23 protein-coding genes are annotated in these 23,175 nt (G+C 72.3%); 9 read left to right on the top strand and 14 right to left on the bottom strand.

What is annotated here, in order from left to right; genetic code table 11:
- Positions 1 to 204: 204 nt before the first annotated feature.
- Positions 205 to 1,092 (top strand): hypothetical protein, encoded by an 888-nt coding sequence (locus AB0C59_RS07580; RefSeq protein ID WP_363001641.1) that lies wholly within the window; start codon positions 205 to 207, stop codon positions 1,090 to 1,092.
- Here AB0C59_RS07580 and AB0C59_RS07575 read toward each other — a convergent pair.
- From AB0C59_RS07575 to AB0C59_RS07555, 5 genes are all read right to left on the bottom strand, one after another.
- Positions 1,073 to 1,681: a hypothetical protein gene (locus tag AB0C59_RS07575; RefSeq protein WP_363001639.1), complete on the bottom strand. Its 609-nt coding sequence runs from the start codon at positions 1,679 to 1,681 to the stop codon at positions 1,073 to 1,075. The two genes, AB0C59_RS07580 and AB0C59_RS07575, sit on opposite strands and share 20 nt — an antisense overlap.
- A 70-nt stretch (positions 1,682 to 1,751) precedes the next feature.
- On the bottom strand, positions 1,752 to 4,676 hold the full coding sequence (locus tag AB0C59_RS07570) for a beta-galactosidase (RefSeq protein WP_363001637.1): 2,925 nt from the start codon (positions 4,674 to 4,676) through the stop codon (positions 1,752 to 1,754).
- 197 nt (positions 4,677 to 4,873) lie between these two features.
- The gene (locus AB0C59_RS07565; protein WP_363001635.1) at positions 4,874 to 5,191 is read right to left on the bottom strand and encodes a DUF397 domain-containing protein; all 318 of its coding nucleotides are present in this window, start codon (positions 5,189 to 5,191) and stop codon (positions 4,874 to 4,876) included.
- A 59-nt stretch (positions 5,192 to 5,250) separates the two neighbouring features.
- The gene (locus tag AB0C59_RS07560; RefSeq protein WP_363001633.1) at positions 5,251 to 5,502 is read right to left on the bottom strand and encodes a DUF397 domain-containing protein; all 252 of its coding nucleotides are present in this window, start codon (positions 5,500 to 5,502) and stop codon (positions 5,251 to 5,253) included.
- Entirely contained in the window at positions 5,499 to 6,344 is an 846-nt protein-coding gene (locus AB0C59_RS07555; RefSeq protein ID WP_363001631.1) for a helix-turn-helix transcriptional regulator, read from the bottom strand. Before AB0C59_RS07555 ends, AB0C59_RS07560 begins: the two co-directional genes overlap by 4 nt.
- Before the next feature lie 125 nt (positions 6,345 to 6,469).
- Here AB0C59_RS07555 and AB0C59_RS07550 point away from each other — a divergent pair, with 125 nt between their 5' ends.
- On the top strand, positions 6,470 to 6,958 hold the full coding sequence (locus AB0C59_RS07550; protein ID WP_363001629.1) for an ATP-binding protein: 489 nt from the start codon (positions 6,470 to 6,472) through the stop codon (positions 6,956 to 6,958).
- Between the two features lie 74 nt (positions 6,959 to 7,032).
- On the opposite strand, the gene AB0C59_RS07545 is transcribed toward AB0C59_RS07550, so the two are convergent.
- Positions 7,033 to 7,773: a LysM peptidoglycan-binding domain-containing protein gene (locus AB0C59_RS07545; protein ID WP_363001627.1), complete on the bottom strand. Its 741-nt coding sequence runs from the start codon at positions 7,771 to 7,773 to the stop codon at positions 7,033 to 7,035.
- A gap of 388 nt (positions 7,774 to 8,161) precedes the next feature.
- A complete protein-coding gene (locus AB0C59_RS07540; RefSeq protein ID WP_363001625.1) occupies positions 8,162 to 10,045 on the bottom strand; it encodes a histidinol-phosphate transaminase in 1,884 nt (627 codons plus the stop codon).
- Between the two features lie 185 nt (positions 10,046 to 10,230).
- Between AB0C59_RS07540 and AB0C59_RS07535 the strand changes: the two genes are divergently transcribed.
- Complete coding sequence (locus AB0C59_RS07535; protein ID WP_363001623.1) at positions 10,231 to 10,875, top strand: hypothetical protein; 645 nt, start codon at positions 10,231 to 10,233, stop codon at positions 10,873 to 10,875.
- A 13-nt stretch (positions 10,876 to 10,888) separates the two neighbouring features.
- Here AB0C59_RS07535 and AB0C59_RS07530 read toward each other — a convergent pair whose 3' ends face one another.
- Positions 10,889 to 11,332 (bottom strand): MarR family transcriptional regulator, encoded by a 444-nt coding sequence (locus tag AB0C59_RS07530; RefSeq protein ID WP_363001621.1) that lies wholly within the window; start codon positions 11,330 to 11,332, stop codon positions 10,889 to 10,891.
- Between the two features lie 99 nt (positions 11,333 to 11,431).
- Here AB0C59_RS07530 and AB0C59_RS07525 point away from each other — a divergent pair, with 99 nt between their 5' ends.
- A complete protein-coding gene (locus tag AB0C59_RS07525) occupies positions 11,432 to 12,457 on the top strand; it encodes an NADP-dependent oxidoreductase (RefSeq protein ID WP_363001619.1) in 1,026 nt (341 codons plus the stop codon).
- A gap of 76 nt (positions 12,458 to 12,533) precedes the next feature.
- Here the strand turns inward: AB0C59_RS07525 and AB0C59_RS07520 are convergent, their stop codons facing one another.
- Positions 12,534 to 13,916, bottom strand: a complete 1,383-nt coding sequence (locus AB0C59_RS07520; RefSeq protein ID WP_363001617.1) for a collagen-like protein — start codon at positions 13,914 to 13,916, stop codon at positions 12,534 to 12,536.
- A 343-nt stretch (positions 13,917 to 14,259) separates the two neighbouring features.
- On the opposite strand from AB0C59_RS07520, the gene rfbA reads away from it, so the two are divergent.
- The 4 genes from rfbA to rfbD are packed head-to-tail and all read left to right on the top strand — an operon-like array spanning position 14,260 to position 17,740.
- Positions 14,260 to 15,189: a glucose-1-phosphate thymidylyltransferase RfbA gene (gene rfbA, locus AB0C59_RS07515; protein WP_363001615.1), complete on the top strand. Its 930-nt coding sequence runs from the start codon at positions 14,260 to 14,262 to the stop codon at positions 15,187 to 15,189.
- A gap of 39 nt (positions 15,190 to 15,228) precedes the next feature.
- Positions 15,229 to 15,864 (top strand): dTDP-4-dehydrorhamnose 3,5-epimerase, encoded by a 636-nt coding sequence (gene rfbC, locus AB0C59_RS07510; RefSeq protein ID WP_363001613.1) that lies wholly within the window; start codon positions 15,229 to 15,231, stop codon positions 15,862 to 15,864.
- Positions 15,849 to 16,823, top strand: coding sequence for a dTDP-glucose 4,6-dehydratase (gene rfbB / locus AB0C59_RS07505; RefSeq protein ID WP_363001611.1), 975 nt, complete (start codon positions 15,849 to 15,851; stop codon positions 16,821 to 16,823). Before rfbC ends, rfbB begins: the two co-directional genes overlap by 16 nt.
- Entirely contained in the window at positions 16,820 to 17,740 is a 921-nt protein-coding gene (rfbD, locus tag AB0C59_RS07500; RefSeq protein WP_363001609.1) for a dTDP-4-dehydrorhamnose reductase, read from the top strand. Before rfbB ends, rfbD begins: the two co-directional genes overlap by 4 nt.
- A 52-nt stretch (positions 17,741 to 17,792) precedes the next feature.
- Here rfbD and AB0C59_RS07495 read toward each other — a convergent pair whose 3' ends face one another.
- From AB0C59_RS07495 to AB0C59_RS07480, 4 genes are all read right to left on the bottom strand, one after another.
- Positions 17,793 to 18,167, bottom strand: a complete 375-nt coding sequence (locus AB0C59_RS07495) for a VOC family protein (RefSeq protein ID WP_363001607.1) — start codon at positions 18,165 to 18,167, stop codon at positions 17,793 to 17,795.
- Between the two features lie 103 nt (positions 18,168 to 18,270).
- Positions 18,271 to 18,978 carry a DUF4232 domain-containing protein gene (locus AB0C59_RS07490; RefSeq protein ID WP_363001606.1) on the bottom strand — a complete coding sequence of 236 codons (708 nt, stop codon included), beginning with the start codon at positions 18,976 to 18,978 and terminating at the stop codon, positions 18,271 to 18,273.
- 203 nt (positions 18,979 to 19,181) lie between these two features.
- The gene (locus AB0C59_RS07485; RefSeq protein ID WP_363001604.1) at positions 19,182 to 20,468 is read right to left on the bottom strand and encodes a glycosyltransferase; all 1,287 of its coding nucleotides are present in this window, start codon (positions 20,466 to 20,468) and stop codon (positions 19,182 to 19,184) included.
- Positions 20,469 to 20,474: 6 nt separating this feature from the next.
- Positions 20,475 to 21,137 (bottom strand): tetratricopeptide repeat protein, encoded by a 663-nt coding sequence (locus AB0C59_RS07480; protein WP_363001602.1) that lies wholly within the window; start codon positions 21,135 to 21,137, stop codon positions 20,475 to 20,477.
- 136 nt (positions 21,138 to 21,273) lie between these two features.
- On the opposite strand from AB0C59_RS07480, the gene AB0C59_RS07475 reads away from it, so the two are divergent.
- Positions 21,274 to 22,116: an EI24 domain-containing protein gene (locus tag AB0C59_RS07475; protein ID WP_363001600.1), complete on the top strand. Its 843-nt coding sequence runs from the start codon at positions 21,274 to 21,276 to the stop codon at positions 22,114 to 22,116.
- A 9-nt stretch (positions 22,117 to 22,125) separates the two neighbouring features.
- Here the strand turns inward: AB0C59_RS07475 and AB0C59_RS07470 are convergent, their stop codons facing one another.
- Complete coding sequence (locus AB0C59_RS07470) at positions 22,126 to 23,016, bottom strand: SGNH/GDSL hydrolase family protein (protein ID WP_363001598.1); 891 nt, start codon at positions 23,014 to 23,016, stop codon at positions 22,126 to 22,128.
- Between the last annotated feature and the right edge of the window lie 159 nt (positions 23,017 to 23,175).

Genomic DNA, 23,175 nt, shown 5'->3' with positions numbered 1-23,175 from the left:
CCGGCTGCTCCTTGCGTCGAAGAGGTCCGCTGCCAAGACCGTTCCTACCTCTCCGGCCTCACGACGAGCGAAACCCGCCCGCGGAGTGACACGGACCTCACCGGCGCGGCGGCCGGAACAAATGCCCGCGCGCCCCGCGACGCCCCGTTGTTACCCTGCCCGCGAACGAGCCACCGAACATGTGTCCACGACAGGAGACCGCACGTGTCCCCCACCCCCGCCCCCCGCGTCGCGCTCGTCACCTGCCGCCCCGGTCCGGACGTCGCCCAGGACGCCGATCTGCCGGTGCTCGCGGACGAGTTGAGGGCGGCCGGGGCGGACGCGGAGGCGGCGTACTGGGACGACGCGGACGTCGACTGGGCGGCGTACGACCTGGCGGTGATCCGCTCGACCTGGGACTACAGCTGGCGGGCGGCGGAGTTCACGGCCTGGGCCGAGCGGTGCGGGAGGGCCACCCGGCTGGCCAACCCGGCCGAGGTCGTGCGCTGGAACACCGACAAGCGGTACCTCGGCGACCTCGCGGCGGCGGGCGTCGCCACCGTCCCCACCCGCTACCAGGCCCCGGGCGACCCGGTGGACCTGCCCACCGGCCACGAGTACGTCGTCAAGCCCACCTCGGGCGCGGGCGCCCGCTACGCGGCCCGGTACATGCCGGCGGAGCGCGAGGCCGCCGTACGCCACATCGAGCGGATGCACGCCGAGGGGCTGACGGCGATGGTGCAGCCGTACCTGACCGGGATCGACGTCCACGGGGAGCGGGCGCTGCTGTACGTCGACGGCCGCCTGGCGCACGCCAGCCGCAAGGGCGCCGTCCTCACACCCGGCACGGCCTACGACGAGGCGAAGACGCCCCACCCGAGCCTGGAGGCGTGGCGGCCCACGTCGGCGGAGACGGCCGTGGCCGAACAGGCCCTGCTGGCCGTTCCGGGCGCGCGGGACCTCCTCTACGCCCGCGTCGACCTGGTGGACGGCCCGGACGGCCGGCCGTGCGTGATGGAGCTGGAGCTGGTCGAGCCGAACCTGTTCCTCTTCCTGCACCCGTCCTCGGTGCGGTTGGTGGCCGACGCGATCCTCAGGGCCGCCGCCCGCTGACCCCCGTCCGCTGCACCAGACCCCAGGTGAACTCCGCCGCGCACGCGTGCCGTTCGCCGGTGCGGTCCGGGGCGGTGAAGGACAGGCCCCAGCGGGTGGGGGCGGTGCCCTCCAGGGGGCGGGCGGGGGCGAAGGCGCGGGCCACCTCGTCCACCGTGGCCGACCAGGGGGTGAGGTCCTCCACGGTGCGCAGCGCGGGCGCGGGGGCGCCCGGCGCGCGGACGAGCCACTCGTTCCACACCGCCCCGTCGGGCGCGAGCAGGATCTCGAAGCGCAGGTCGGGCCAGAGCGGCACGGGCCACCGCAGGGCCCGGCAGTCCAGGTCCCCGATCCGGCGCGGCTCGGCCGACTCGGGCTCGCCCAGGACGGACCGGTAGCGGGAGGCGGCGGCCCGGGAGCGCGGGGAGTGCAGCATGGCCTGCCAGCGGCGGTTGGCCTCGCGCATCCCGGCGACGGAGACCCCCAGCTCATGCCGTGCGGCCTCCACCAGCTCCGGGTTGTGGTCGGCCATGCGGCGCAGCAGGACCAGCTGGAAGTCCAGGGGCGTGAAGGGTCCGGCGGGGCGCTTCGCGGGGGGCATGCGGCCCATCCTCGCGCATGCCCCCCGCCCGGACAGCACACCTCATGCCGCGGCAGGCGACGTTCGCCCCGTCGCGGCACTAGCCCCCCGCCGACACACCCCCCGCCGCCCGGCCCAGCACCGTCAGCGACACCTCGCCCGGTCCTGCGGGTGTCGTGCCGTCCGCGAGGACCGCCAGGGCCAGCACGTTCTCCCCGCGGGGCGCCAGCACCCCGTTCGGTAGGACGAACGTGTGCTGCGGGCCCACGTCGTTCACGTACTGGCCCATGTTCCAGCCGTTGACGAAGATCTGGACCCGGTAGGCCCGTGCCGGGTCGTCCGCCAGGGTCAGGCCGAGCGAGGCGTCCGTGCCGGCGTCGATCCCCAGCCGGAACCGGGTCCGGTACCAGACCACCCCCTGCCCCCGGTCCGTGCGCGGCAGCGCCACCGGCGCCCACTCCCCGTCCCCGAACCCGGGCAGATGCCATCCGTGCCGCTCGCCGTACAGGCCGCCGTTGTTGAGCGGCCCCCGCACCGGGTCGGGCGCGCCCGCGCCCTGGATCCGCCAGCGCACCTCGGGCGCGGCCCCGTCGAAGGAGACGGAGACCAGCCCGCGCCCCGCCTTGTGCGCGTCGTTCGCCTTGCCGTCCATGTCGTGCTGCATCCGGCGCACCAGGACCGACAGCACATGCGGGCCGCCGCCCGTGCCCTTCGGCACCGCGAACGTCGCCGTCGCCGTCCACGTCCCCTTGCGCACCGTCCCGCGGTCCGGCACCGGCATCCGGTGCGTGCCCAGCGGTCTGCCGTCCAGCCACGGCATCAACAGGCCCTGGGTGCCGGTCGCGTAGGAGAGGGACACCGAGCGCGGCGTGCCCGCGAAGCGGCCCCGGTACCAGACGTCCCCGTAGTGGAACCCGTAGTCGTCGGCCAGCAGGACCGGCGCCCCGTGCGGCACCTTCGTCGTGCTGTACGTCGAGGTCCGGTCCGCGGGCGTCCAGGCGGAGTCGTCGAAGCCGGGCGCCGACTCCGGATTCTCCGCCCTGCGGCGCCACGAGGTCAGCGCGGGCAGGGTGACCCGGCCGACCCCCGGCAGCGGGGAGGAGGCCCGCAGGCCGCCGGACGGGGTGGGCCTCGCCGGGACCGCCCGCCCGTTCCAGCTGACCTCCGTCACCCCGCGCGGCCCCCACACCTCCAGGTCCGCCGCCTCGACGGTGTCACCGGTCAGCCGGACGGCCGCGTCGGCGACCTCGGCGCCGCGCACCAGCGCGGGCCCGAGGGCCAGCACCGTCCCGGACGGTGTCCGATGCCACCACAGGCGCCCGGACGTCTCATCGTCGGCGAGCAGCACCAGCAGGGGGCGTGCGGCGCCCCCGCCCTCCACCCGTACGCGGGTGAGTCCGCCGAGCCGTGCCGACACCCGCAGCACGCCGTCCGCGTACGCGCACGTGGCCCGGCCCTCCAGCACGGTCGCGGTCGGCTCGGTCGCGCACTCCAGCACGGTCTCGGTCGCCTCCCCCGAACGGCCCGTGAACACGGCGACGTCCTGCCGCCCGATCCCGGCCCGCAGCATGGGCTGGGCGGAGGAGTGGCGCAGCGTCCGCGCCCCGAGCCGGACCCCGGCGACCAGCAGCCGCGCGTCATGCCCGGGCACCGGCACCCGCACCCGGGCCCCGCCCGCCAGCGGCACCTCCGCCACCAGGTCCCCGCCGGTGTCGTTGCGCAGCATGTACACCTGCGCGGGTGAGTCCGCGTCGCGCAGGTGATAGGCCTTCACGCCCCGCCCGGCCTCGACGTCCTGTGCCCGGTCGAGCTTCGCCAGCTCCGGGAAGGTCTGCAGCAGGTAGCCGAGCTGACGCATCGGCAGCAGCTTGGCGGTCGGCTGCCGCGCCTCGTCGATCGCCGCCCCGTAGTCGTACGACGTGTAGACGACCGGCGCGGGCAGCCAGCCCCACGAGGTGCCGCCGAAGGTCATGTAGACGCTGTGGACCTTGATGCCGTTGGCGAGGTTGGTCAGATAGAAGCGCCGCTCGTACGCCGCGTCCCGGGTGCGCCGGGACTGCGCGTACCCCTTCCCGTCGAACTCGGCCCCGCCCCACGGATCGAACCACCCGCCCCCGAACTCGGCCAGGAAGCCGGGGGTGTCCGGGCTGGCGGTCGAACCGCCCTTCGGCCCGCCTGGCCCGAAGTACCCCCAGTCCGGCGGCGTTTCGGAGGGCGAGGGATAGCCGTCGAACGCGTACAGCCAGTGGCCCTTCTCGCCCCCGGTGTCGAAGGTGCCGGACGTCCAGTGGCCGTTCCTGCCCTTGTCGTTGTGGAACAGGGGCACGTCCACGCCGTCCGCCCGCACCTTGCGGTACAGATGGGCCATGTAGGCGCGGCCCGTGTCCTCGGTGACATGGTCCGCGTACTCGTTCTCCACCTGGTAGAGCAGCACCGTGCCGCCGCCGCGCGTGTACAGGTGCCGCACCGCGATCCGGTTCACGGCGGTCAGCCACTCGTCCACGTGCCCCAGATAGGTCGGGTCGGCGGTGCGCGCCCTGCCCGGGGTGGCCGTCAGCCAGCCGGGGAAGCCGCCCGCGTCGACCTCGGCGTTGATGTACGGTCCCGGGCGCAGGATGACGTACAGGCCCGTCTCGGCGGCGGTGCGCAGGAACAGGTCCAGGTCGCGGACGCCCGTGAAGTCGTAGGAGCCGGGGGCGGGTGAGTGGTAGTTCCAGGAGACGTAGACGCTGACGGTGTTGTAGCCGTGGGCGCGCATCTTCTGCAGCACGTCCCGCCACAGCGCCGGGCTCGGCAGCCGGAACGGGTGCATCTCGCCCGACCACAGCACCACCCGCTCGCCGTCTACCAGCATCGAGTACCGGTCGAAGCCGACGGTGTGCGCGCGCCCGTCCGGACCCGGTGGCCCCGGCGCGGGCCCCATGGGTGGTGAGGCGGCGGCGCACGGCTCACCGCTTGCGGCGAGCGAGAGGCCGAGTGCGGCGGTGCCGACGATCGTGCTGAAGGTACGTCTGCTCAACACCAAGGGAGTCTCCTCCGGGAGCGGCGGGCGCGGCCCTGTGCCCGCCGGCGGTGCCGTCGGCGGGGGCGCGTGACGATCTCTGCACGGCCGGTATACCCCTGCGCCTGTGATCCGCATCCCGCCCGGGGAGTGGTGTGGGCTGTTCGGAGGGCGGCCAGGATGCGTAACAGAAAGTCAGCTTTGCAGCTTGTATGACTCCGTTACGTCCGGGCTGCCGATCCGGTGGCGTAGGAGAGGAAGTCGGTCCAGGCCGTGGTGGTGAGGGCGAGCTGGGGGCCCTGGGTGTTCTTGGAGTCGCGGACGTGGATGGTGGCGGGGCAGGCGGCCACCTCGACGCAGTCGCCCTCGCTGCCGCTGCTGTAGCTGGACTTGTGCCAGCCAAGGGCGACCTCGATGCAGTCGTCGCCCTCAGAGCCGCTGTAGCTGGACTTGTACCAGTCGAGGGCGACTTCGACGCAGTTGTCACCCTGGGAGCCGCTGTAGGTGCTCTTGAACCAGGCCAGTCGGGACGTGCTCATGGCGCTCCTCGCATCTGGTCAATCGGGTGCGCCCCGCTGCCGGGCGGGGCGCGGTGAGATCAGGCCGTGTGGGTGGTGGCGTAGGAGAGGAAGTCGGTCCAGGCCGTGGTGGTGAGGGCGAGCTGGGGGCCCTGGGTGTTCTTGGAGTCGCGGACGTGGATGGTGGTGGGGCAGGTGGCCACCTCGACGCAGTCGCCCTGACTGCCGCTGCTGTAACTGGACTTGCGCCACGCGAGGGCGATCTCGATGCAGTTGTCGCCCTCGGAACCGCTGTAGCTGCTCTTGAACCAGGCCAGTCGGGACGTGCTCATAGCGCTCCTCGCATCTGCTCAAGCAGGCCCCTGGAGTACTCGGGAGTCAAAGCCTGCGAGCGCAGTTTTGCATACCGCTGCTGGAGCACGCTGATCTCTTTGAGGCCGGTGATGAGGCGGCCGTTCTTCTGGCCCTCCGAGTAGCCGTACCACTGGTTCTCCGGGGTCTCCAGCAGGGCGATGGGGCCGTCCAGTCCCGCGTGTTCGGGCTGCCGCAACGGCATGATCTGCACTTCCACGTTCCAGTGCCGGTCGATCACTTCGAGGATGTGGTCGCACAGTTCCCGGGTGACCTCCGTACCGCCGGTGTGCCGGTCCAGGACGGCCTGCTCGATGATGAAGCTGAACGCGCACGGCGGGTTCCTCCTGGTCGACAGCAGTTCCTGCCGCGCGAGGCGCGCGACGATCCGGTCGTTGAGTTCGTCCTCGGCCGGAACCGGCGGCACGTTCATGGACACGGCTCGTGCGTACGCCCTCGTCTGCAGCAGCCCCGGAACCGCCCGGCACTCGTAGTTGTAGAGGCTGATCGCCTCCTTCTCCAGTCGCGCCCACTGCGCGAACCACGCCGCCAGGCCGGGCTGCCGTCCCAGATGGGGCGCCGACCTGCGCAAGGCCCCCGTGTTCCCGGTCAGCGCCTCCGAGCGTTCCACGAGCACGGGGTCCGGCATCCGCCTGCCCTGTTCGACCGATGCCGTCGTGTGCTTGGAGAACTGCACCAGATCGGCGAACTCCGCCCGGGTGAAACCCGAGTGTTCGCGCAGAGCCTGGAGTACCGCCCCGAACATCCGCATACTGTCCGAGGACTCCGGCTCCCCACCCTTCTTCATGCCGTCGACCGCCATGGTCACCTCCCGCGCACATCGTTACGAGCTGTGACGAGTACTGTCCAGGGGGTAGCCGCGTACGCTTGCCGAGCGTACGCGGTGTCTGCCTGGTGACGGGGCCGTCGAGCCGCCAGATTGGGGCCATGGACGCTCCTCTCGCCCCACAACCCCCGCTCACCGTACGTGCGTTCGTGCAGCGCTTCAGCTCCACTCCGCGCGGTGCACGACTGGCCCGGCATCTCGCCCTGAACCAGCTGCACCTGTGGGGCATCCCGCACCGCACGGACGCCTCCGACGCCGTCGCCGTGATCGTGGCCGAGCTGGCCGCCAACGCGGTCACCCATGGCCGGGTGCCGGGGAGGGACTTCGAGCTGCGGCTCTCCCTGGTGACGGGCAGCGTCCGCATCGAGGTCAGCGACACGCACGACGGGCCGCCGAGGCCCCCCGCACCCGGTGCCGTGCCGCAGCCGGACGTGCTGGACGACTCGGGGCGCGGCTATGTGCTCGTGGACGCGCTCGCCGCCCGCTGGGAGGCGCGGGACCGGGAGCCATGGCCAGGAAAGACGGTGTTGGCCGAAGTCGACGTACCGCGCTGGCTGTCGCTGGAGAAGGCGCTCGAAAAGCGGAACTGATCAATTTCCACATGCAAAGGCAGGGTGGTGACGGCACTGTGCCGTCACCACCCCGCATCGCGCTGCGGACCCCGTCAGTAAGGACCGTTCACGTTGTCGATCGAGCCGTAGCGGTGCCACGCGTAGTTGCACGCGGCGGTGATGTTCGCGACGGGCTCGTAGATGTCCCAGGACGTGCCCGTGACGTGGTAGCTCTTGAAGGTGGGGTCGATCACCTGGAGCAGGCCCTTGGAGGGTATGCCCGCGGCGGCGTTGGAGTCCCAGAGGTTGATGGCCTTCGGGTTGCCGGAGGACTCACGGATCACGTTGCGGTAGATGCCGTTGTAGGAGCCCGGGATGCCCTTCTTCGCCATGACGGCCAGGGAGGTGCGGATCCAGCCGTCGAGGTTGTTGGCGTAGCCGCCGTTGAGGGCGGTCACGAGGCCCACGGAGGTCGGGGCCGCGACGGTGACCGCCTTGACCGGAGCCTTGACCGGGGCCGGCGCGGCGGCGGCCGGCTTGGTGCCGGCGGGCAGGGCCAGGACCTGACCGGGGTAGATCCGGTAGGGGGCGGTCAGCTTGTTCGCCGTGGCGAGGGCCTGCCAGCCGCCCTGGATCTTCAGGGTGCGGGCGATGGAGGCCAGGTGGTCGCCTCGTACGACGGTGTACGTGGCCGGAGCGGCGGGCTTGGTGGCGCTCGGGGCTGCGACGGGGGCGGCGGCGTGGGCCGAACCCAGTCCGACCGTGCAGGCCAGGGCGAACGCGCCGACGGTGGCGGCGCCACCGGCGGTCAGGCGGCGCGTCAGGGACGTGCGCTTGGCGGCATGAGAGGGCATGGTGCGGTCCTTTTTCAGGGAATACAGGGCCCGCAGTCGCCGGTTCCCATCGGCAAACGGCATCGCGCTTTTGAAGTGCGGTGTCCTGCGGCGAAGTCATTGTTAGCCGCGAGGAATAAATCGACAATTCCCCTCTTTACTAAGCGCGCTAGTTGCCCTTCCCGGTAAGCCTTGGCTGCGCATCGCGGGAATTCTGGCGCCTAAGGGGCGCGTAAAGCACTAGGGGACTTCGTAAGTGAACTGCGTCACGCGTCTTGCGTCACGCCGCCTAATGTTTTAAAGCGGAACTACAGAAAAGATAGGTATTTAGCGTTTCAAAACGGACATTTAAGTATTCGTTATGCATGCGAACCGGACATTAGGGAGAGGGGTAGGTCGGGACGCGCCGTCAGCCGACCTGGTTGTAGAGCGCGCCGGCCGCGGGCCAGCTGCTGGGCTCGGGCGTCACCGCCGGTTCCGGCTGGGTGCGGCCGCGGACCTGGGCGGCGGTGAGGCCCCCGGCCGCGGGCACACCGGGACGGCTCTGCGGCGGCACGGGGGTGAGACCGCCCGGCATACCGGGCTGGGGGTACTGCGGCGGGTACTGCTGCTGGGCGTACTGCGGGGGAAGCTGGGGCACGGCCTGGAGCCCGGCGGCGGGGGCGGGAGTGAAGGCGGGCGGGGGCGGCGGGACGACCGCGGCGGCGGGCGGGACCGGGACCGGGAAGGGGGCCGGGGTCGGGACGGGTGCGGCGATGGCCGGAACCGGGGCCGGGAAGGGGGCCGGAGCCGGGGCGGCCGGCATGGGTGCCGGTGCCGGGGGCTGAGCGGGTGCGGCGGCGGCCGGGACCGGGAAGGGGGCCGGGGTCGGCATCGAGGTCTGGGCGGGTAGGGCGGCCGGAGCGGGGGCCGGCCCCTGGGCGGCCGCGGGTGCGGCCACCGGAGCAGGGGCCTGGGCCGGGAGCGGGGCCGGAGCCGCGGGCGGCATCGCCGGGGGCGCCGGGGCTGCCGAGGCCTGGGCGGCGAGCCCCGCCATCCCCGCCCCGTTCGTCCGGTTGATCAGCCGGTCCACGGCCGCCGTGCCCGAGCTGTAGCCGGTCCCGGCGGTCCCGGCGGTCCCGGCGGTCCCGGCGGGCTCGCTGGTCCCGGTGCCCGGCTCGGGCACGGCGGCTCCCCTCCTGGTCCCGTAGAGCACCTGCTCCATGGCGGACACCAGGCGACGTACGTCCACCTCGGGGCGCACCACGAGCCGCAGGAAGCGGCTGGATGAACCGATCTTGTTGCCGCAGTCGCGGACGAGGATCCGGTGCTCGCCGAGCAGCCGGTCGCGCACCACGGTGCCCTCGGCGCCCACGGGGAGGCGCACGAAGAGGAAGTTGCCCTGCGAGGGGTAGACCGTCAGACCGGGCAGCTGGGCCAGCTGCCGTGCCATGTCCAGCCGGTCCCGCCGGACCAGGCGCAGGCTCTCCTGGTACTCGGCGCCGTGCTCCTTCAACATGAACACCACGTGCTCCGCGAAGGAGTTGAGGTTCCACTTGGGCAGCATCGAGCGCACACGCCCGGCGAGGGCCGGGCTGGCCACCAGATAGCCGAAGCGGATGCCGTGCAGCCCGAAGCTCTTGCCGAGGCTGCGCAGCACGATCACGTTCGGCCGCAGCATCGCGTCCTGGACGACGCTGGGCTCGTCCTCGGCGTCGGCGAACTCCAGGAACGACTCGTCGATCACGATCAGGTCGAGGTCCGCGAGGGCGTCCATGAACTCGACGAGCGCCTGGCGGTGGGTGAAGCCGCCGTCGGGGTTGTTCGGATTGCAGACGACGGCGACACGCGTGCCGCGCTTGCGGATGAACTCGGCGTACCGGGCGAGGTCGAGGGCGAAGCCGCTCGACTCCTGGAGCGGGAACATGTCGACCCGCTTGCCGGTCTCCATGGGCTGGTCCGTCCAGCGGCCGAAGGTGGGGACGGGGACGGCGAGGGACTCGTGGACGAGGAGGTGGTCGATCCAGGTGATCAGCTCGGTGGAGCCGTTGCCCATGGCCACGCACTGCGGCGGAAGCTGGAGCAGGGCGCACAGCTCGGCGGTGATCGTGTCGGCGGGGCTCGGGTAGTACGTGGCGATGTCGCGCAGTCGGGCCGCCATGTCCTCGAACATGGCGGGGGTGGGGAAGTAGGGGTTGCACGGGACGCGGAAGTCCACGGGGCCCGTTCCGTCGACACTCTCCCGCACCAGCGCGGCCATCGAGGGGCTGTGCCCCGCCGCGCCACGGAACAGCGAGGTGACGTTGTCGGGCATGGAACCTCCGTGTGCTGGGGGCCCGCGCGAGCGGGGGCGCTGGCCGCACAGTCATACGGAGGGGGAGAGATGAGTGTTCAACGTTGACACTTTCAACGCACCACGCCGCGTTAAACGGTTCAACACACAACTTTCACAGCAGTCTCTAGGAACGCCACCGGGAGGGAACTTAGTCTCTCCGCGTCATGGACTACTGCCTCCCGTGCCGACGGCACCTCAACGGCGCGCTCGCCTGCCCGGGGTGCGGCACACCCGTCGAAGAGATACGCGGGCCCGCGCCCGTCGACGTCGACGTGGACACCGATGCCGTCGCCGACGACCTCGACGACCGGGAGGCGCGGGAGGACCGGCCGGGGTCGAGGTCCGCGCGACGCAACCGCAAGGCGGCGGCCCACCGGCGCAGGCGGCGCCGGGTGCTGTTCGCGGGAGCGGGCCTGCTGCTGGCGGCCGGCGCCCTGAGCCTGGCCGAACTCGGCGTGGAGGCGCCCGGGATCACCCCCCGCGCCGCCGCCGACGGGGGAGAGGTGGTGGACGCGTCCACGCCGTCGCCGACGCGACCCACCGATGTGGCACGGGTGTTGGCCGCCACTCCGAAGGCGTCGTCCAGCGCGGGGAAGAAGAAGGCGAAGGACGACAGGAAGGACACGTCCACGCCCACCCCGTCGGCGGCCACGAGCACCCCGCCCCGCTCCGACCCGCCCCACACGCCGTCCGCGACGACGAGGCCGCCGAGCGCCCCACCGCCGTCGTCCCCCTCCACCGCACCCCCGAGCCACCCCCACCCGTCCCCGACCCGGACGTGCCAGCGCTTCCTGTGGTGGTGCACGTAGCTCGGAGTACCGCCTAGCGCGCGACGTCCAGCATGCGGAGCAGGAGGTCCCGCAGGGACAGGCGTTCGTCGGGGGACAGGCCTGCCAGGGGCTCGCGCGCGAAGTTCAGTGAGTCCCGCAGGCCGCAGGCCACCTGGCGGCCCTCCTCCGTCGCCGCCGCGACCTTCACCCGCCGGTCCGCCGGGTCGGGGCGGCGCTCCACCAGGCCCCGTGCCTCCAGCCGGTCCACTATCCCGGTGACGTTGGACGGCTCGCACTTCAGCTTCTGCGCCAGCCGCCGCATCGGCAGCGGCTCCAGGGACAGCAGGCTCAGCAGCCGCGCCTGTGCGCCCGTCAGCGCCCGCTCCGCCGCCGCGTCCTCGTAGTCCGCGTAGAAACGGGCCACGACATCGCCGATGAGGTCGACGATCTCCACGGTCAGCGGGTCGGGGTGGCGGGTCTTCTCGGGTGTGGCCATGGGCCCCAGGGTACCCGTTTACTTGACAGCCTGAAATATTCAGGCGCATGGTTGTTTCAGGTACTGAAGTAATCCCGTCCCGCACGTGAGGAAGAGTCCATGTCCGACACCACCCCCGCCCTCCCCGCCGTCAGCCGCGAATGGCACCTGCTCAGCCGCCCGGTCGGCTGGCCCAAGCCCGAGGACTTCAGCCTCGTCGAGGCGGAGGTACCCCAGCCGGGTGAGGGCCAGGTGCTGGTGCGGAACATGCACGTCTCCGTCGACCCCTACATGCGCGGCCGGATGAGCGACGCCAAGTCCTACGTCCCGCCGTTCGCGCTGAACAAGCCGATGCAGGGCGGCGCCGTCGGCGAGGTCGTCGCCTCCCGCGCCGAGGGCGTCGCCGTCGGCGACCACGTCCTGCACCCGCTCGGCTGGCGCGAGTACGCCGCCGTGGACGCCGAGCACGTCGTGCGGGTCGACCCCGAGGTCGCGCCGCTGTCCGCCTACCTCGGCGTGCTCGGGATGACCGGGCTCACCGCCTACGCCGGTCTGCTGCGCACCGCCTCCTTCAAGGAGGGCGACTCCGTCTTCGTGTCGGGCGCGGCCGGCGCGGTCGGCAGCCAGGTCGGGCAGATCGCGAAGCTCAAGGGCGCCTCGCGGGTCATCGGCTCCGCCGGCTCCGACGAGAAGGTCAAGCTGCTGGTCGAGGAGTACGGCTTCGACGCCGCCTTCAACTACAAGAACGGCCCCGTGAGCCGCCAGCTGCGCGAGGCCGCCCCCGACGGCATCGACGTGTACTTCGACAACGTCGGCGGCGACCACCTGGAGGCCGCTCTCGGCTCCCTCAACAACAACGGCCGGATCGCCGTGTGCGGCATGATCTCCGTCTACAACAACACCGAGCCCGCGCCCGGCCCCCGCAACCTCACCCGGCTGATCCAGACCCGTGGCCGCATGGAGGGCTTCATCGTCACCGACCACTACGACCTCCAGGCGGAGTTCGTCCGCGAGGTCGGGCCGTGGGTGCGCTCGGGCGAGCTGAAGTACCGCGAGACCGTGGTCGAGGGCATCGAGAACAACCTGGAGGCGTTCCTCGGCGTTCTGCGGGGCGACAACACCGGGAAGATGATCGTCACGTACTGACCCGCACGGAGGAAGGCCGCACCCCACCTGCGCTGGGGTGCGGCCTTCCGGTCATGCGTCCGTGCGGTGGAATCCCCTACAGGTCCTGGCAGACCGCGTACGTCTGGAATCCCGCGCCCAGCACGGTGACCGTGGCGCTGGTCTGCCATCCGGTGGCCGGGCCGTACTGAGGACCGGCGCCCGTGACGATCGGCGCGTCCCGGGTGACGTTGATCGTGGCGACGGGCCCGAGGGTGTCGTAGCCGCCGCCGGTCGCGACATCGCCGGCGCTGCACGTGGCGGTCGAGGTGCCGAGGACGCCGACGAGCGGGGCGACCTGCGGGCCCCTGACGACGTAGGTGGACGCCGTCGTGCCCTGGACGCCCGGCGCACCCTGCGCGCCCTGCGCGCCCTGGGTTCCGACGCCCTGGGGGCCCTGGGTTCCGGGAGCACCCTGGGCGCCCTGCGCACCCTGGGTCCCGACACCCTGTGCGCCCTGGGCTCCCTGGAGGCCCGGGCCTCCCTGCGCGCCCTGCGCGCCCTGGGAACCCTGTGCGCCCTGCGTGCCGACGCCCTGCGCACCCTGCGAACCCTGGGCTCCCTGCGCACCCTGTGCGCCCTGGGTTCCGATGCCCGCGGCGCCCTGGGAGCCCTGGGAGCCCTGCGCGCCCTGGGACCCGGGGGTGCCGGGAGTGCCCTGGGCGCCCTGTGCGCCCTGGTTGCCCTGCGTGCCGGGTGCGCCCTGGCTGCCCGGCGTGCCCGGTGCGCCCTGGGCGCCGGGAGTGCCCGGCGCTCCCTGGCTGCCCTGCGCGCCGACACCGCCGCCGGCGCCCTGCGTGCCCTGGGTGCCCTGGCTGCCCTGGCTGCCCTGGGCGCCGGGGATGCCCATGGCGCCCTGTGAGCCCTGGGCTCCCTGGGCCCCGAATCCGGTGGAGCCCTGGGGACCCTGGGTGCCCGGCGTGCCCTGGCTGCCCTGGGCGCCCTGGGTGCCCTGCGCCCCCTGCGTGCCGGTGCTCGAACCCTGCGCGCCCTGGGCGCCCTGGGTGCCCTGCGGACCCTGCGTGCCGGCACCGGTGGCGCCCTGGCTGCCCTGCGGACCCTGGCTGCCCTGGGCGCCCTGCGGCCCCTGGGGGCCCCGGTCACCGTGGTCGCCCCTCGGCCCCTGGGGACCGCGCGGACCGTGGTCGCCCCTGGGCCCCTGAGGACCGTGGTCGCCCCTCGTTCCCCGAGGACCACGCGGACCCTGCTCGCCTCGCTCCCCCCGCGTGCCGTGGCCGTGGCGGTGGTCGCGGTCGCGTCCGTGGACCGTCGTGGCGCCGTTCGGCCCCGGCAGCCCCAGGGTGTGCTGGGTACCCGCGCGCTCGACCGCGTCGGCGATGGCCATCGTGCTGGGGATGACGTTGAGCACCGCAGCCAGGGTGCCCGCCGAAACCATGGTGATGGCTCTCACCCGGTTACGGCCGATGGTTCTCCGGTTCACCAGAAATCCTTCCGTGGAAAGGCAGTTGAGGTGGGCCATGGCCCCGGTACCGATGCGGGCCGAGGAGCCCGCGTAGTCGCCGCGAAGGACATGCGCTGGACGCGCGCCGGGCATGAGGTTCGCTATTGGCGCGTTTGTGCGGCGCTCGTAGTCAATTACGGACGCCGTCATTGTTCACGGACGGTGACCAAAAGACCCTCCGCGGCCCGCGCCAGGTAGATAAGATCACCCGGGCGGCGGTGCGGACCGTGGACAAGGAGGGTGAGCAGAGGGTCGATTGGGCGCGGAATCGAACTGCGTGTCAGGAGAAGGAAGCCGTGATCGCTTCTTCTATGGTGACGACATGCGTGGAATTCTGCTGGCCGGCGGCACCGGCTCACGGCTGTGGCCGCTGACCCGTTCCGTCTCCAAACAGCTGCTGCCGGTGTTCGACAAACCGATGGTCTACTACCCCCTCTCCACCCTCGTGCTGGCGGGTGTGAGCGACATCCTCGTGATCACGACCCCCGGGGACCAGGAGCAGTTCCGCGCGCTCCTCGGCGACGGCGGCCAGCTCGGCCTGCGCATCGAGTACGCGACCCAGGAGCGCCCGGAGGGCATCGCGCAGGCGTTCGTCCTGGGCGCGGGGTTCATCGGGGGCGAGTCGGTCGCGCTGATCCTCGGCGACAACATCTTCCACGGCTCGGGTCTGAGCGCCCTGCTGGCGCGGGAGGACGGGCTGCGCGGCGGCCATGTCTTCGCCTACCAGGTCGCGAACCCCTCGGCCTACGGCGTGGTCGAGTTCGACGCGCAGGGCCGGGCGCTGTCCATCGAGGAGAAGCCCGCCCGCCCGAGGTCCCGGTACGCCGTGCCCGGACTGTACTTCTACGACCACCGGGTCGTGGACATCGCCCGCGGGCTGCGGCCCAGCGCCCGCGGCGAACTGGAGATCACCGACCTCAACCGCGTCTACCTGGACGCCGGTGAACTGCGCGTCACCCGGCTCGACCGGGGCACCGCCTGGCTGGACACCGGGACGTTCGCGTCCATGGTCCAGGCGTCGGAGTTCGTCCGGGTCATCGAGGAGCGCCAGGGCCTCAAGATCGGCTGTGTGGAGGAGGCGGCCTGGCGGGCCGGCCGGATCGACGACGAGCAGCTGCGCGCCCTGGCCGAGCCGCTCCTGAAGAGCGGATACGGGCAGTACCTGCTGGGGCTGCTGGACGACGAGGGGGTGCCGGCCGTCGTCACCCCGCGCGACGGCGGGCCCCGGGCGCGGCCCGTCGCCGCCGGGTGAGGGGTCGTGAAGAACCTGTGAGGGAAGGATGCGTGACAGGTGAGACCGCTTGGTATCGAGGGGGCCTGGGTGGACACTCCCCGGGTGTTCGCGGACCGGAGGGGCCGTTTCCATGAGTGGTTCAAGGCGGACCTGTTCCGCGAGATGACCGGTCACGCCATGCGCCTGGAGCAGGCGAACTGCTCCCGGTCCACGCGCGGCACCCTCAGGGGCGTCCACTACGCGGCGGTCCCACCGGGCCAGGCCAAGTACGTGACGTGCGTCGGCGGGGCGGTGCTCGACGTGGTGGTCGACATCCGCACCGGCTCCCCGACGTTCGGCGGGTGGGAGGCGGTGCGCCTGGACGACCGCGACCACCGGGCGCTCTACCTCTCGGAAGGGCTCGGGCACGCCTTCATGGCGCTGGAGGAGGGTTCCACCGTCGTCTACCTCTGCTCCGAGGGATACGCGCCGCAAAGGGAGTTCGGGATTAACCCGCTCGATCCGAAGCTGGCGATCGAATGGCCCGCGGACATCGCCCCGGAACTCTCCGACAAGGACGCCGCGGCGCCCACCCTCGCGGAAGCACACCTTGGAGGGCTGCTGCCCTCCTACGAGGAATGCACCGGATATCGGCGGCGGCTGCGGTCCGGAGTGCGGGCCGGAATTCAGGGAGAATCATGCGTGTCCTTGTGACCGGCGGGGCCGGTTTCATCGGTTCGGAATTCGTCCGCAGGTGGCTGCACGCGGATCCGGCGGCCCACCTCACCGTCCTCGACGAACTCACGTATTCGGGGGTCCAGGAGAATCTCGCGCCCGTGGCGCACCACCCCGGATACCGCTTCGTGCGCGGCGACATCTGCGATCCCGACGTCGTCGACCAGGTGATGGCGCATCAGGACGCCGTGGTCCACTTCGCGGCCGAGTCGCACGTGGACCGGTCGATCGAGGGCGCCGGCCCCTTCGTACGGACCAACGTCGTCGGCACCCAGGTCCTGCTGGACGCGGCGCTGCGCCACCGCGTGGGCCGGTTCCTCCAGGTCTCGACGGACGAGGTGTACGGCTCGATCAGCGAGGGCTCCTGGACGGAGGACTGGCCGCTCGCGCCCAACTCCCCGTACTCCGCGACGAAGAGCGCCGCCGACCTCCTCGTGCGGTCCTACCACCGCACCCACGGCATGGACGTCGTCGTCACCCGGTGCACCAACAACTACGGGCCGTACCAGTTCCCCGAGAAGGTCATCCCGCTGTTCATCACCCACCTGATCGACGGCAGGAATGTGCCCCTGTACGGCGACGGCCGCCACATCCGCGACTGGCTTCACGTCTCCGACCACTGCCACGGCATCGAACTCGCCCTGCGCGGCGGAAGGCCCGGGGAGACCTATCACATCGGCGGCGGCACCGAGGTCAGCAACCACAAGCTCACCGGGCTGCTCCTGGACGCGGTCGGCGCCGGCTGGGACCAGGTCACCCACGTGGCCGACCGCAAGGGCCACGACCTGCGCTACTCGCTCGACGACAGCAAGATCCGCGAGCAGCTCGGCTACGCGCCGAAGGTCCCGTTCGCGGAGGGGCTGGCCGCCACGGTCGCCTGGTACCGGGACAACCGCTCCTGGTGGGAGCCGCTCAAGGCGAGGGCCGAGCTGACGTGACGCCCTGGCTGGTGACCGGCGCGGGCGGGATGCTCGGCCGGGACGTCCTCGCCGAACTCGCCGCCGACCCGGACGCCGAGGTGAGCGGCCGGACCCGCGACGGCCTGGACATCACCGACCCGGACGCCGTGCGCGCCGCCGTCGCGGGACACCGCGTGGTCGTCAACTGCGCGGCCTGGACGGACGTCGACGGCGCCGAGACGGCGGAGGACGCCGCGAGCGCCGTCAACGGCACCGGCGTACGGCATCTCGCCCGCGCCTGCGCCCGCGCGGGGGCCGTCCTGCTGCACGTCTCCACCGACTACGTCCTGCCCGGCGACGCGGAGCCCGCCGGGCACCCGTACGCCGAGGACGCGCCGACCGGGCCGCGCAACGCGTACGGCCGGGGGAAGCTGCTGGGGGAGCGGGCGGTGGCCGAACTGCTCCCGGACACCGGCTACACGGTGCGCACCGCCTGGCTCTACGGCGCGCACGGCCGCAACTTCGTCGCCACCATGCTCGACCTGGCCTGCCGGCGCGCGACGCTCGACGTCGTCCACGACCAGCACGGGCAGCCCACCTGGTCCCGGGAGCTGGCCCGGCAACTGGCCGCGCTCGGCCGGGCCGCACTGGCCGGGCGGGCGCCCGCGGGCGTCTACCACGGCACGGCGGGCGGCCGTACGACCTGGTACGGGCTGGCCCGTGAGACCTACCGGCTCAGCGGGCTCGACCCGCGGCGGATCCGCCCCGTCACCACGGACGCCTTCCCCAGGCCCGCCGCGCGACCGGCGTTCGGAGTGCTGGGGCACGGCGGCTGGACCCGCGCCGGGGTGCCCTGCCAGCCGAGCTGGCAGGACCAACTGGCGGCGGCCCTGCGCACCCCCCGCTTCACGGAACTGGCCTCCACGGCCCGCGAGGCGTCGACCACGCCGGCGTAGAGCTCCGCGTGCAGGACCGGGATCCGGGCCGGCGGCACACGGATGTGCGGTCTCAGTGGGCGCACAGGCAGAACGGGTGGCCCGCCGGGTCCGCGTAGATCCGCCAGTTGGTGCCCGGGCGTACCTGGTCCGTCCGCTCCAGCACCGTCGCGCCGAGGGCGAGCGCCCGCTTCTCCTCGCCGTCGAGGTCGTCCACGTCGAAGTCCAGATGGATCTGCTGCGGGCGCTCCTGGCCGGGCCACTCGGGCGGCCGGTAGCCGTCCACCCGCTGGCAGGCCAGCGGGGTCCCCTCGAACCCGTGCACCTCGACCCAGCCGTGGTCCGCGGGGTCCGCGACCACCCGGCCGCCCAGCAGCTCCGCGTAGAACTCGGCGAGCCGCACCGGGTCGGCGCAGTCCAGTGCGACCGCCTGCAGCTTTCGAATCACTTTCGACACCCCTCGCTCTCGGCCCGCTTCCGCGACGCCCCCTCGTACGGGAGGGGTCGTACCCGCCACCGCGACGGTCATGCGCGGTGCCACGACGGGCGGGTCAGCCGCCCTGGCCGGCGCTCCCGATCGGGCCGACCTTCACCGGGGAGCCGGAGCCGTCCGTGACGGGCAGCGTGGCGGCGCCCGGCCAGGCGAGGGAGACCGTCCTCGTCTCGTTCGGCGGGGTCACCAGCAGCCCCGTGACGCGGACGCCGGAGCCGCCCGAGGTGTTGTTCGGGTAGGTGATGCCGAAGGACACCGACTGCCCGGGCCTGAGGACCGCCGAGCCGCCCTTCTCGCCGGTGCGCTTCGCGGACAGCGAGCCCGCGCTGGTCTTCAGGTCGACGCCTGCGTAGCCGGACAGCGAGCAGGTGCCGCCGCCGCGGTTCTTCAGCGTCACCGCCACCGAGCGATCGGTGTCGCCGCCGATGGTGTTGTCCATCGCGGTGATCTGCAGCTGGTCGGTGTGGCACCCGGCGGTCCCGGAGCTCTTGCCGGAGCCGGTGCCCGCACCGGCGGCCGTGCCCTGCGCCCCGGAGCTCTTCCCGGCCGTGTTCTGCGCGCCGGAGTTCGTCCCGGCCGAGCCCTGCGCGCCGCCGCCCTGGGCCGAACCGCCCGAGCCCGGACCGCCGTCCAAGGAGGACCCGGCGGGCGCGGAGGACGGGGCGCTCTGCCCGGTGCTCGGGCTGGGGTCGTTGCTCTGGCAGGCCGTGAGCGACAGACCCGCGGCGACGGCCAGGGCGGCGAAGGTGAGCTTGTGAACGCGCATCGGTTCTTCCTCGGTGTCGGTGGGGGTGCCGGCCCGCACGAGCGAGCGTTTCCGACCGGCAAGAGCCGCGCGGCCCGGCACCCCGTTGCGCCCGACCGCCCCCTAATACATGCCTGTTACAAGAGAGACGGGGAGCGGGGCGCGGCACCGCCGGGCACGGCGTCCGCTGGTACGGACCCGTGACCCGGCGGGCCTTGACGCCCTCAGACCAGCAGGGGACCGCCGCAGCGTGTCGCGCCCTCCTTCATGGCGATGAGGTTCGCCACCACGTAGGAGATGTCGTTCGAGGAGTGCCACTCCGTCGGGAAGTACGTGACGAGGCGTGAACTCTGGAACCGCGCCGTGATCTCGGGGACGAAGGTCCGGTACTGGTCGTCGGTGTAGTACCAGAAGGAGTTCTCGTTGTAGAACGCCACGTGGGTGGGGTCCTGGTAGGCGCCGCGGCCGTCGGAGCTGGGGGTCATCGTCAGCAGCATGCCGCCGGGGGCCAGCAGCCGGTACAGCTCGTTGATCAGCGGCACCTTCGCGGGCACGTGCTCCAGGAAGTCCACCGCGCGGATCAGGCCGACGGAGCCGTCCGGCAGGTCCAGCCGGTCGGGCAGTGTGGCGACGATGTCCACGCCGTCGCCCGGGTACTGGTCCACACCGAGGTAGCCCGGCGGCTTGCGGTGGGCCGCGCCGAGGTCCAGCGCCATCAGACCGTGGCGCTGGGTCCAGGCGAGGGCGTTGGCCTCGATGTACTTGTCGTACAGGGCGACCGTCTCGCGCTGGATGTGCGCGTTGATCTCCGCGTCGCGCTGGGTGTTCTGCGCGTGCATGCGCTGGAGGTAGAGGCAGCGCTCGATGTGGTGGAAGTCGCCCGCCTGGAAGAGGCGGCACATCATGTCCTGGTCGTCCAGGACGACGCGCGTGGCGTCGTAGCCGCCGACCTTCGTGTAGGCGTCCTTGCGGAACGCGCGCACGTGGTTGGGCGCGTACCAGATGTACGCGACGTTGTGCGGCGTCGGCGCCATCGACTTGGCGGCGAGCAGCCGGCGGCCGTCGACCAGCACCTCCTCGTAGGTCCAGCCGTGCGTCTCGTTGAACCGGGAGTCGTCCCGCCCGCCGTCCTCGGTGATCTGGGCGGTGTTGCTGTAGACGAAGACGACGTCGGGGTGCTCGTCGAAGGCGCGGCCCACCTCGGCCAGGCAGTCCCGGGCCAGCAGGTCGTCGTGGTCGAGCTCCACGAGGATCTCGCCGCGGGCCAGTTCGCACGCCCGGCGCTTGGCCGCGCCGACCCCCCGCACCTCGTCCGCGATCTCCACCCGGACCCGCTCGTCGGCCCGCTCGGGCCGCCACCGGGCGCCGTTGTTGAGCAGGACGATCCACTCCCAGTCAGGGCAGGACTGCGCCTGGAGCGTGGCGAGGCACTCGTCCAGGAAGCGGGGGCGGTGGCTGGGGGTGAAGACGGAGAACCTGGGGGTCGCGGCGTTCGTCTCGGTCGAGGTCATCTGGGGCTACCTGCCTGAGTTCTCGGTGGTCCGGCCGCTGTCGCGGTCGCTGTCGTGTGCGTGGTCGTGGGGCGCGGGGCTGTGGCTCGCGGGGAGCGAGTCCGCGAACGGCTCCGGCACCTGGGGGCGCAGGCCGGGGTCGATCTCGACGGCGTGGCGGTAGGCGTCCCCCGCCTGCTTGTCGTGGCCCTGCGCGGCCAGCGTCCGCCCGATGTGGAAGTAGGCGGTGGACGCCTTCGGGTTGACCGCGACCGCCCGGCGCAGCAGCCGCAGCGCCTCGTCCGGTTCGCCCTTCTCCAGCATCAGCGCCTTGTTGAACAGGGCCGACGTGAACCGGGGGTCGCTCTTGAGGGCCGCGTCGTACGCCTTGCGGGCGTCGCCCTCGCGGTTCTCCTTCTGGGCGATGACCCCGAGGTTGTACCAGGCGAGCTTGCTGCCCGGGTCCACCGCCAGCACCTGATGGAAGGTGGCCTTCGCGTCGGCGTAGTCCTGGTACTGCACCTGCAGCAGGCCCGACTGGAGCAGTGCGTCGGCTTTCAGCCCGGCGTGCAGGTGCGCGTTGTCCGAGGTGGCGGCGTCGTCCGAGTCCGACTGCCCCATGAGGGCCCAGGTGAGGCCGCCGGCGGCCAGTGCGAGCGCCACTCCGACGCCCGTCCACAATCTGTTCACTTGTCACCGTTCGGGTCGGGTGGGGATACGGCGGCCAAGGTAACGATGTGCCCGATATGTCGTCAGCTGTCAGGGGGACTCGGCCCGCGGAGACCACCCGAACGTACGCATGGACCGCCTGGGTAAAGTTCTTCCCATGCGTGATCTCGGGGCGGGATTCGGCCACCTCATACAGGGCCAGCGGTGGGTCGCACGGCATGGCAGGCAGTACGGGTTCGGCCTGCTGCCGGGGCTCATCACCCTCGTCGTCTACGGGGCGGCGCTGACGGCGCTGGCCGTGTGGGGCGAGGACGCCGTGGCCTGGGCCACGCCCTTCGCCGACGGCTGGCCCAGTCCGTGGCTCGGCCTGTTCCGCGGATTCCTCACCGCGGTGCTCTTCGCCCTGGCGCTGCTGCTGTCGGTCCTCACCTTCACCGCCGTCACCCTGCTGGTCGGGCAGCCGTTCTACGAGAACCTCTCCGAGCGGGTCGACGCCGACGTGTCCCCGGACGGCGCGGTGCCGCGCTCGGGGCTGCCTCTGTACCGCGAACTGTGGGTCTCGCTCCGCGACAGCGTCCGGGTCCTGGTCCGTGCGGCGGTCTGGGGCGTCCTGCTCTTCGCCGCCGGGTTCCTGCCGGTGGTGGGCCAGACCGCGGTCCCGGTCGCCGGGTTCTTCGTCACCGGGTTCTTCCTCACGGAGGAGCTGACGGCGGTCGCGCTGCAGCGCCGGGACGTCGAACTCCGCGCACGGCTCGCCCTGCTGCGCTCACGCAAACTCCTGACGTGGGGCTTCGGCACACCGCTCGCGCTCGCCTTCCTGGTCCCGTTCGTGGCGGTGTTCCTGATGCCGGGCGCGGTGGCGGGGGCGACGCTGCTGGCCCGCGACCTGCTCGGCGAGGAGAGCGGCGAGCCCACCGACGAGGACGGCGGCCAGGACGGCGGTCCCGGCACCGGCGCGAACCCGGAGTCCGCCGCGGGCGGCCGGGCGTACGGCTCCTGATCCCGCGGCTCAGGCCGTCGGCTGCTTCGCCGTGATCCTGCGGTAGGCGAGTTCCGCCAGGCGCGCCTGGCCGTTCCTGCTGGGATGGAAGTAGTCCCACTGGCTCAACTGCTCCGTGCCGAAACGGAAGTCGTACACCGCGTTTCCGTCGAAGCGGCAGCGCCGGTCCTTCGCGCAGACCTCCTTCAGGACCGTGTTGTACGCCTCCACCCGCGCCGCCACGTCGTCGCGCCGCTTCGTCGCCGTGCTGTCCACCGCCTCCGCGTCCGCCAGCATCGACGGGCAGATGCCCAGCTTCCACACCTCCCTGCCCAGCGCGCTCGCACGCCCCTGCGACCACAGCCGCTTCAGGTTCGGCACGCTGGAGACGTACACCTGCGTCTTCGGGGACGCCCCGCGCAGCGTGCGCATCGCCCCCTCGAACTCGGCGCGGAAGTCCGCCACCGGCGTCATCGCGCGCAGCGAGGACCGGCAGGCGTCGTTGGCGCCCGCCATCACCGTCACCAGCTCGGGGCGGTGCCGCGCGGCCCGTGCCATCTGCGCGGGCAGGTCGGACATCCGGGCCCCCGTCACCGCGTAGTTCCAGCTGTGCGCCGCGGCCCCGGTCGCCCCCAGCAGCCGTACCGCCAGGCTGTCGACCGTCGTGTCACTGCCCGTCGCCCACGACACCTCGGGGCAGTCAGACAGCACCTGGCACGCGTCGAAGCCCCTCGTGATGGAGTCGCCGACCGCCGCGACCGACCGCGGCGAACTGTTCCACAGCGGCTTCGGCGACGGGCGCGCCGTGGCGTGCCGCGCGGCCTCGCCACCACCGGAGGCGTCGCACCCCGCGACCCCGACGACGGCCGCCGCGGCGAGCGCGGCGATGACCGCCTGTGACCGGTGGCTACGATTCCGCATTCCTGCTCCCCTCCGTTCGACGGCTTTCGAACGCGGCGGGCCTGTCCCGCGTCCCCTCGGGTGAAACCTGGGAGTTCAGTGCCGTCCAGACCGACGGTACGTCACACTCCTTGCGCCGCCGCACGGTAGCCTCGCCCCGTGGCCGCCCCCGCCACGCCT

The organism is Streptomyces sp. NPDC048664, assembly GCF_040650555.1.
Classification (GTDB): Bacteria; Actinomycetota; Actinomycetes; order Streptomycetales; family Streptomycetaceae; genus Streptomyces.
The sequence above is the reverse complement of the archived record's forward strand: the minus strand, read 5'-3'. Positions and strand labels throughout refer to the sequence as shown.

What these genes read in the sequence shown, in the direction of transcription:
- AB0C59_RS07575 (WP_363001639.1), bottom strand. Translation starts at nt 1,681, where the DNA reads ATGGGCCGCATGCCCCCCGCGAAGCGCCCCGCCGGACCCTTCACGCCC.
- AB0C59_RS07565 (WP_363001635.1), bottom strand. Translation starts at nt 5,191, where the DNA reads ATGAGCACGTCCCGACTGGCCTGGTTCAAGAGCACCTACAGCGGCTCC.
- AB0C59_RS07560 (WP_363001633.1), bottom strand. Translation starts at nt 5,502, where the DNA reads ATGAGCACGTCCCGACTGGCCTGGTTCAAGAGCAGCTACAGCGGTTCC.
- AB0C59_RS07555 (WP_363001631.1), bottom strand. Translation starts at nt 6,344, where the DNA reads ATGGCGGTCGACGGCATGAAGAAGGGTGGGGAGCCGGAGTCCTCGGAC.
- AB0C59_RS07550 (WP_363001629.1), top strand. Translation starts at nt 6,470, where the DNA reads ATGGACGCTCCTCTCGCCCCACAACCCCCGCTCACCGTACGTGCGTTC.
- AB0C59_RS07545 (WP_363001627.1), bottom strand. Translation starts at nt 7,773, where the DNA reads ATGCCCTCTCATGCCGCCAAGCGCACGTCCCTGACGCGCCGCCTGACC.
- AB0C59_RS07540 (WP_363001625.1), bottom strand. Translation starts at nt 10,045, where the DNA reads ATGCCCGACAACGTCACCTCGCTGTTCCGTGGCGCGGCGGGGCACAGC.
- AB0C59_RS07535 (WP_363001623.1), top strand. Translation starts at nt 10,231, where the DNA reads ATGGACTACTGCCTCCCGTGCCGACGGCACCTCAACGGCGCGCTCGCC.
- AB0C59_RS07530 (WP_363001621.1), bottom strand. Translation starts at nt 11,332, where the DNA reads ATGGCCACACCCGAGAAGACCCGCCACCCCGACCCGCTGACCGTGGAG.
- AB0C59_RS07525 (WP_363001619.1), top strand. Translation starts at nt 11,432, where the DNA reads ATGTCCGACACCACCCCCGCCCTCCCCGCCGTCAGCCGCGAATGGCAC.
- rfbA (WP_363001615.1), top strand. Translation starts at nt 14,260, where the DNA reads ATGCGTGGAATTCTGCTGGCCGGCGGCACCGGCTCACGGCTGTGGCCG.
- rfbB (WP_363001611.1), top strand. Translation starts at nt 15,849, where the DNA reads ATGCGTGTCCTTGTGACCGGCGGGGCCGGTTTCATCGGTTCGGAATTC.
- AB0C59_RS07490 (WP_363001606.1), bottom strand. Translation starts at nt 18,978, where the DNA reads ATGCGCGTTCACAAGCTCACCTTCGCCGCCCTGGCCGTCGCCGCGGGT.
- AB0C59_RS07485 (WP_363001604.1), bottom strand. Translation starts at nt 20,468, where the DNA reads ATGACCTCGACCGAGACGAACGCCGCGACCCCCAGGTTCTCCGTCTTC.
- AB0C59_RS07475 (WP_363001600.1), top strand. Translation starts at nt 21,274, where the DNA reads ATGCGTGATCTCGGGGCGGGATTCGGCCACCTCATACAGGGCCAGCGG.
- AB0C59_RS07470 (WP_363001598.1), bottom strand. Translation starts at nt 23,016, where the DNA reads ATGCGGAATCGTAGCCACCGGTCACAGGCGGTCATCGCCGCGCTCGCC.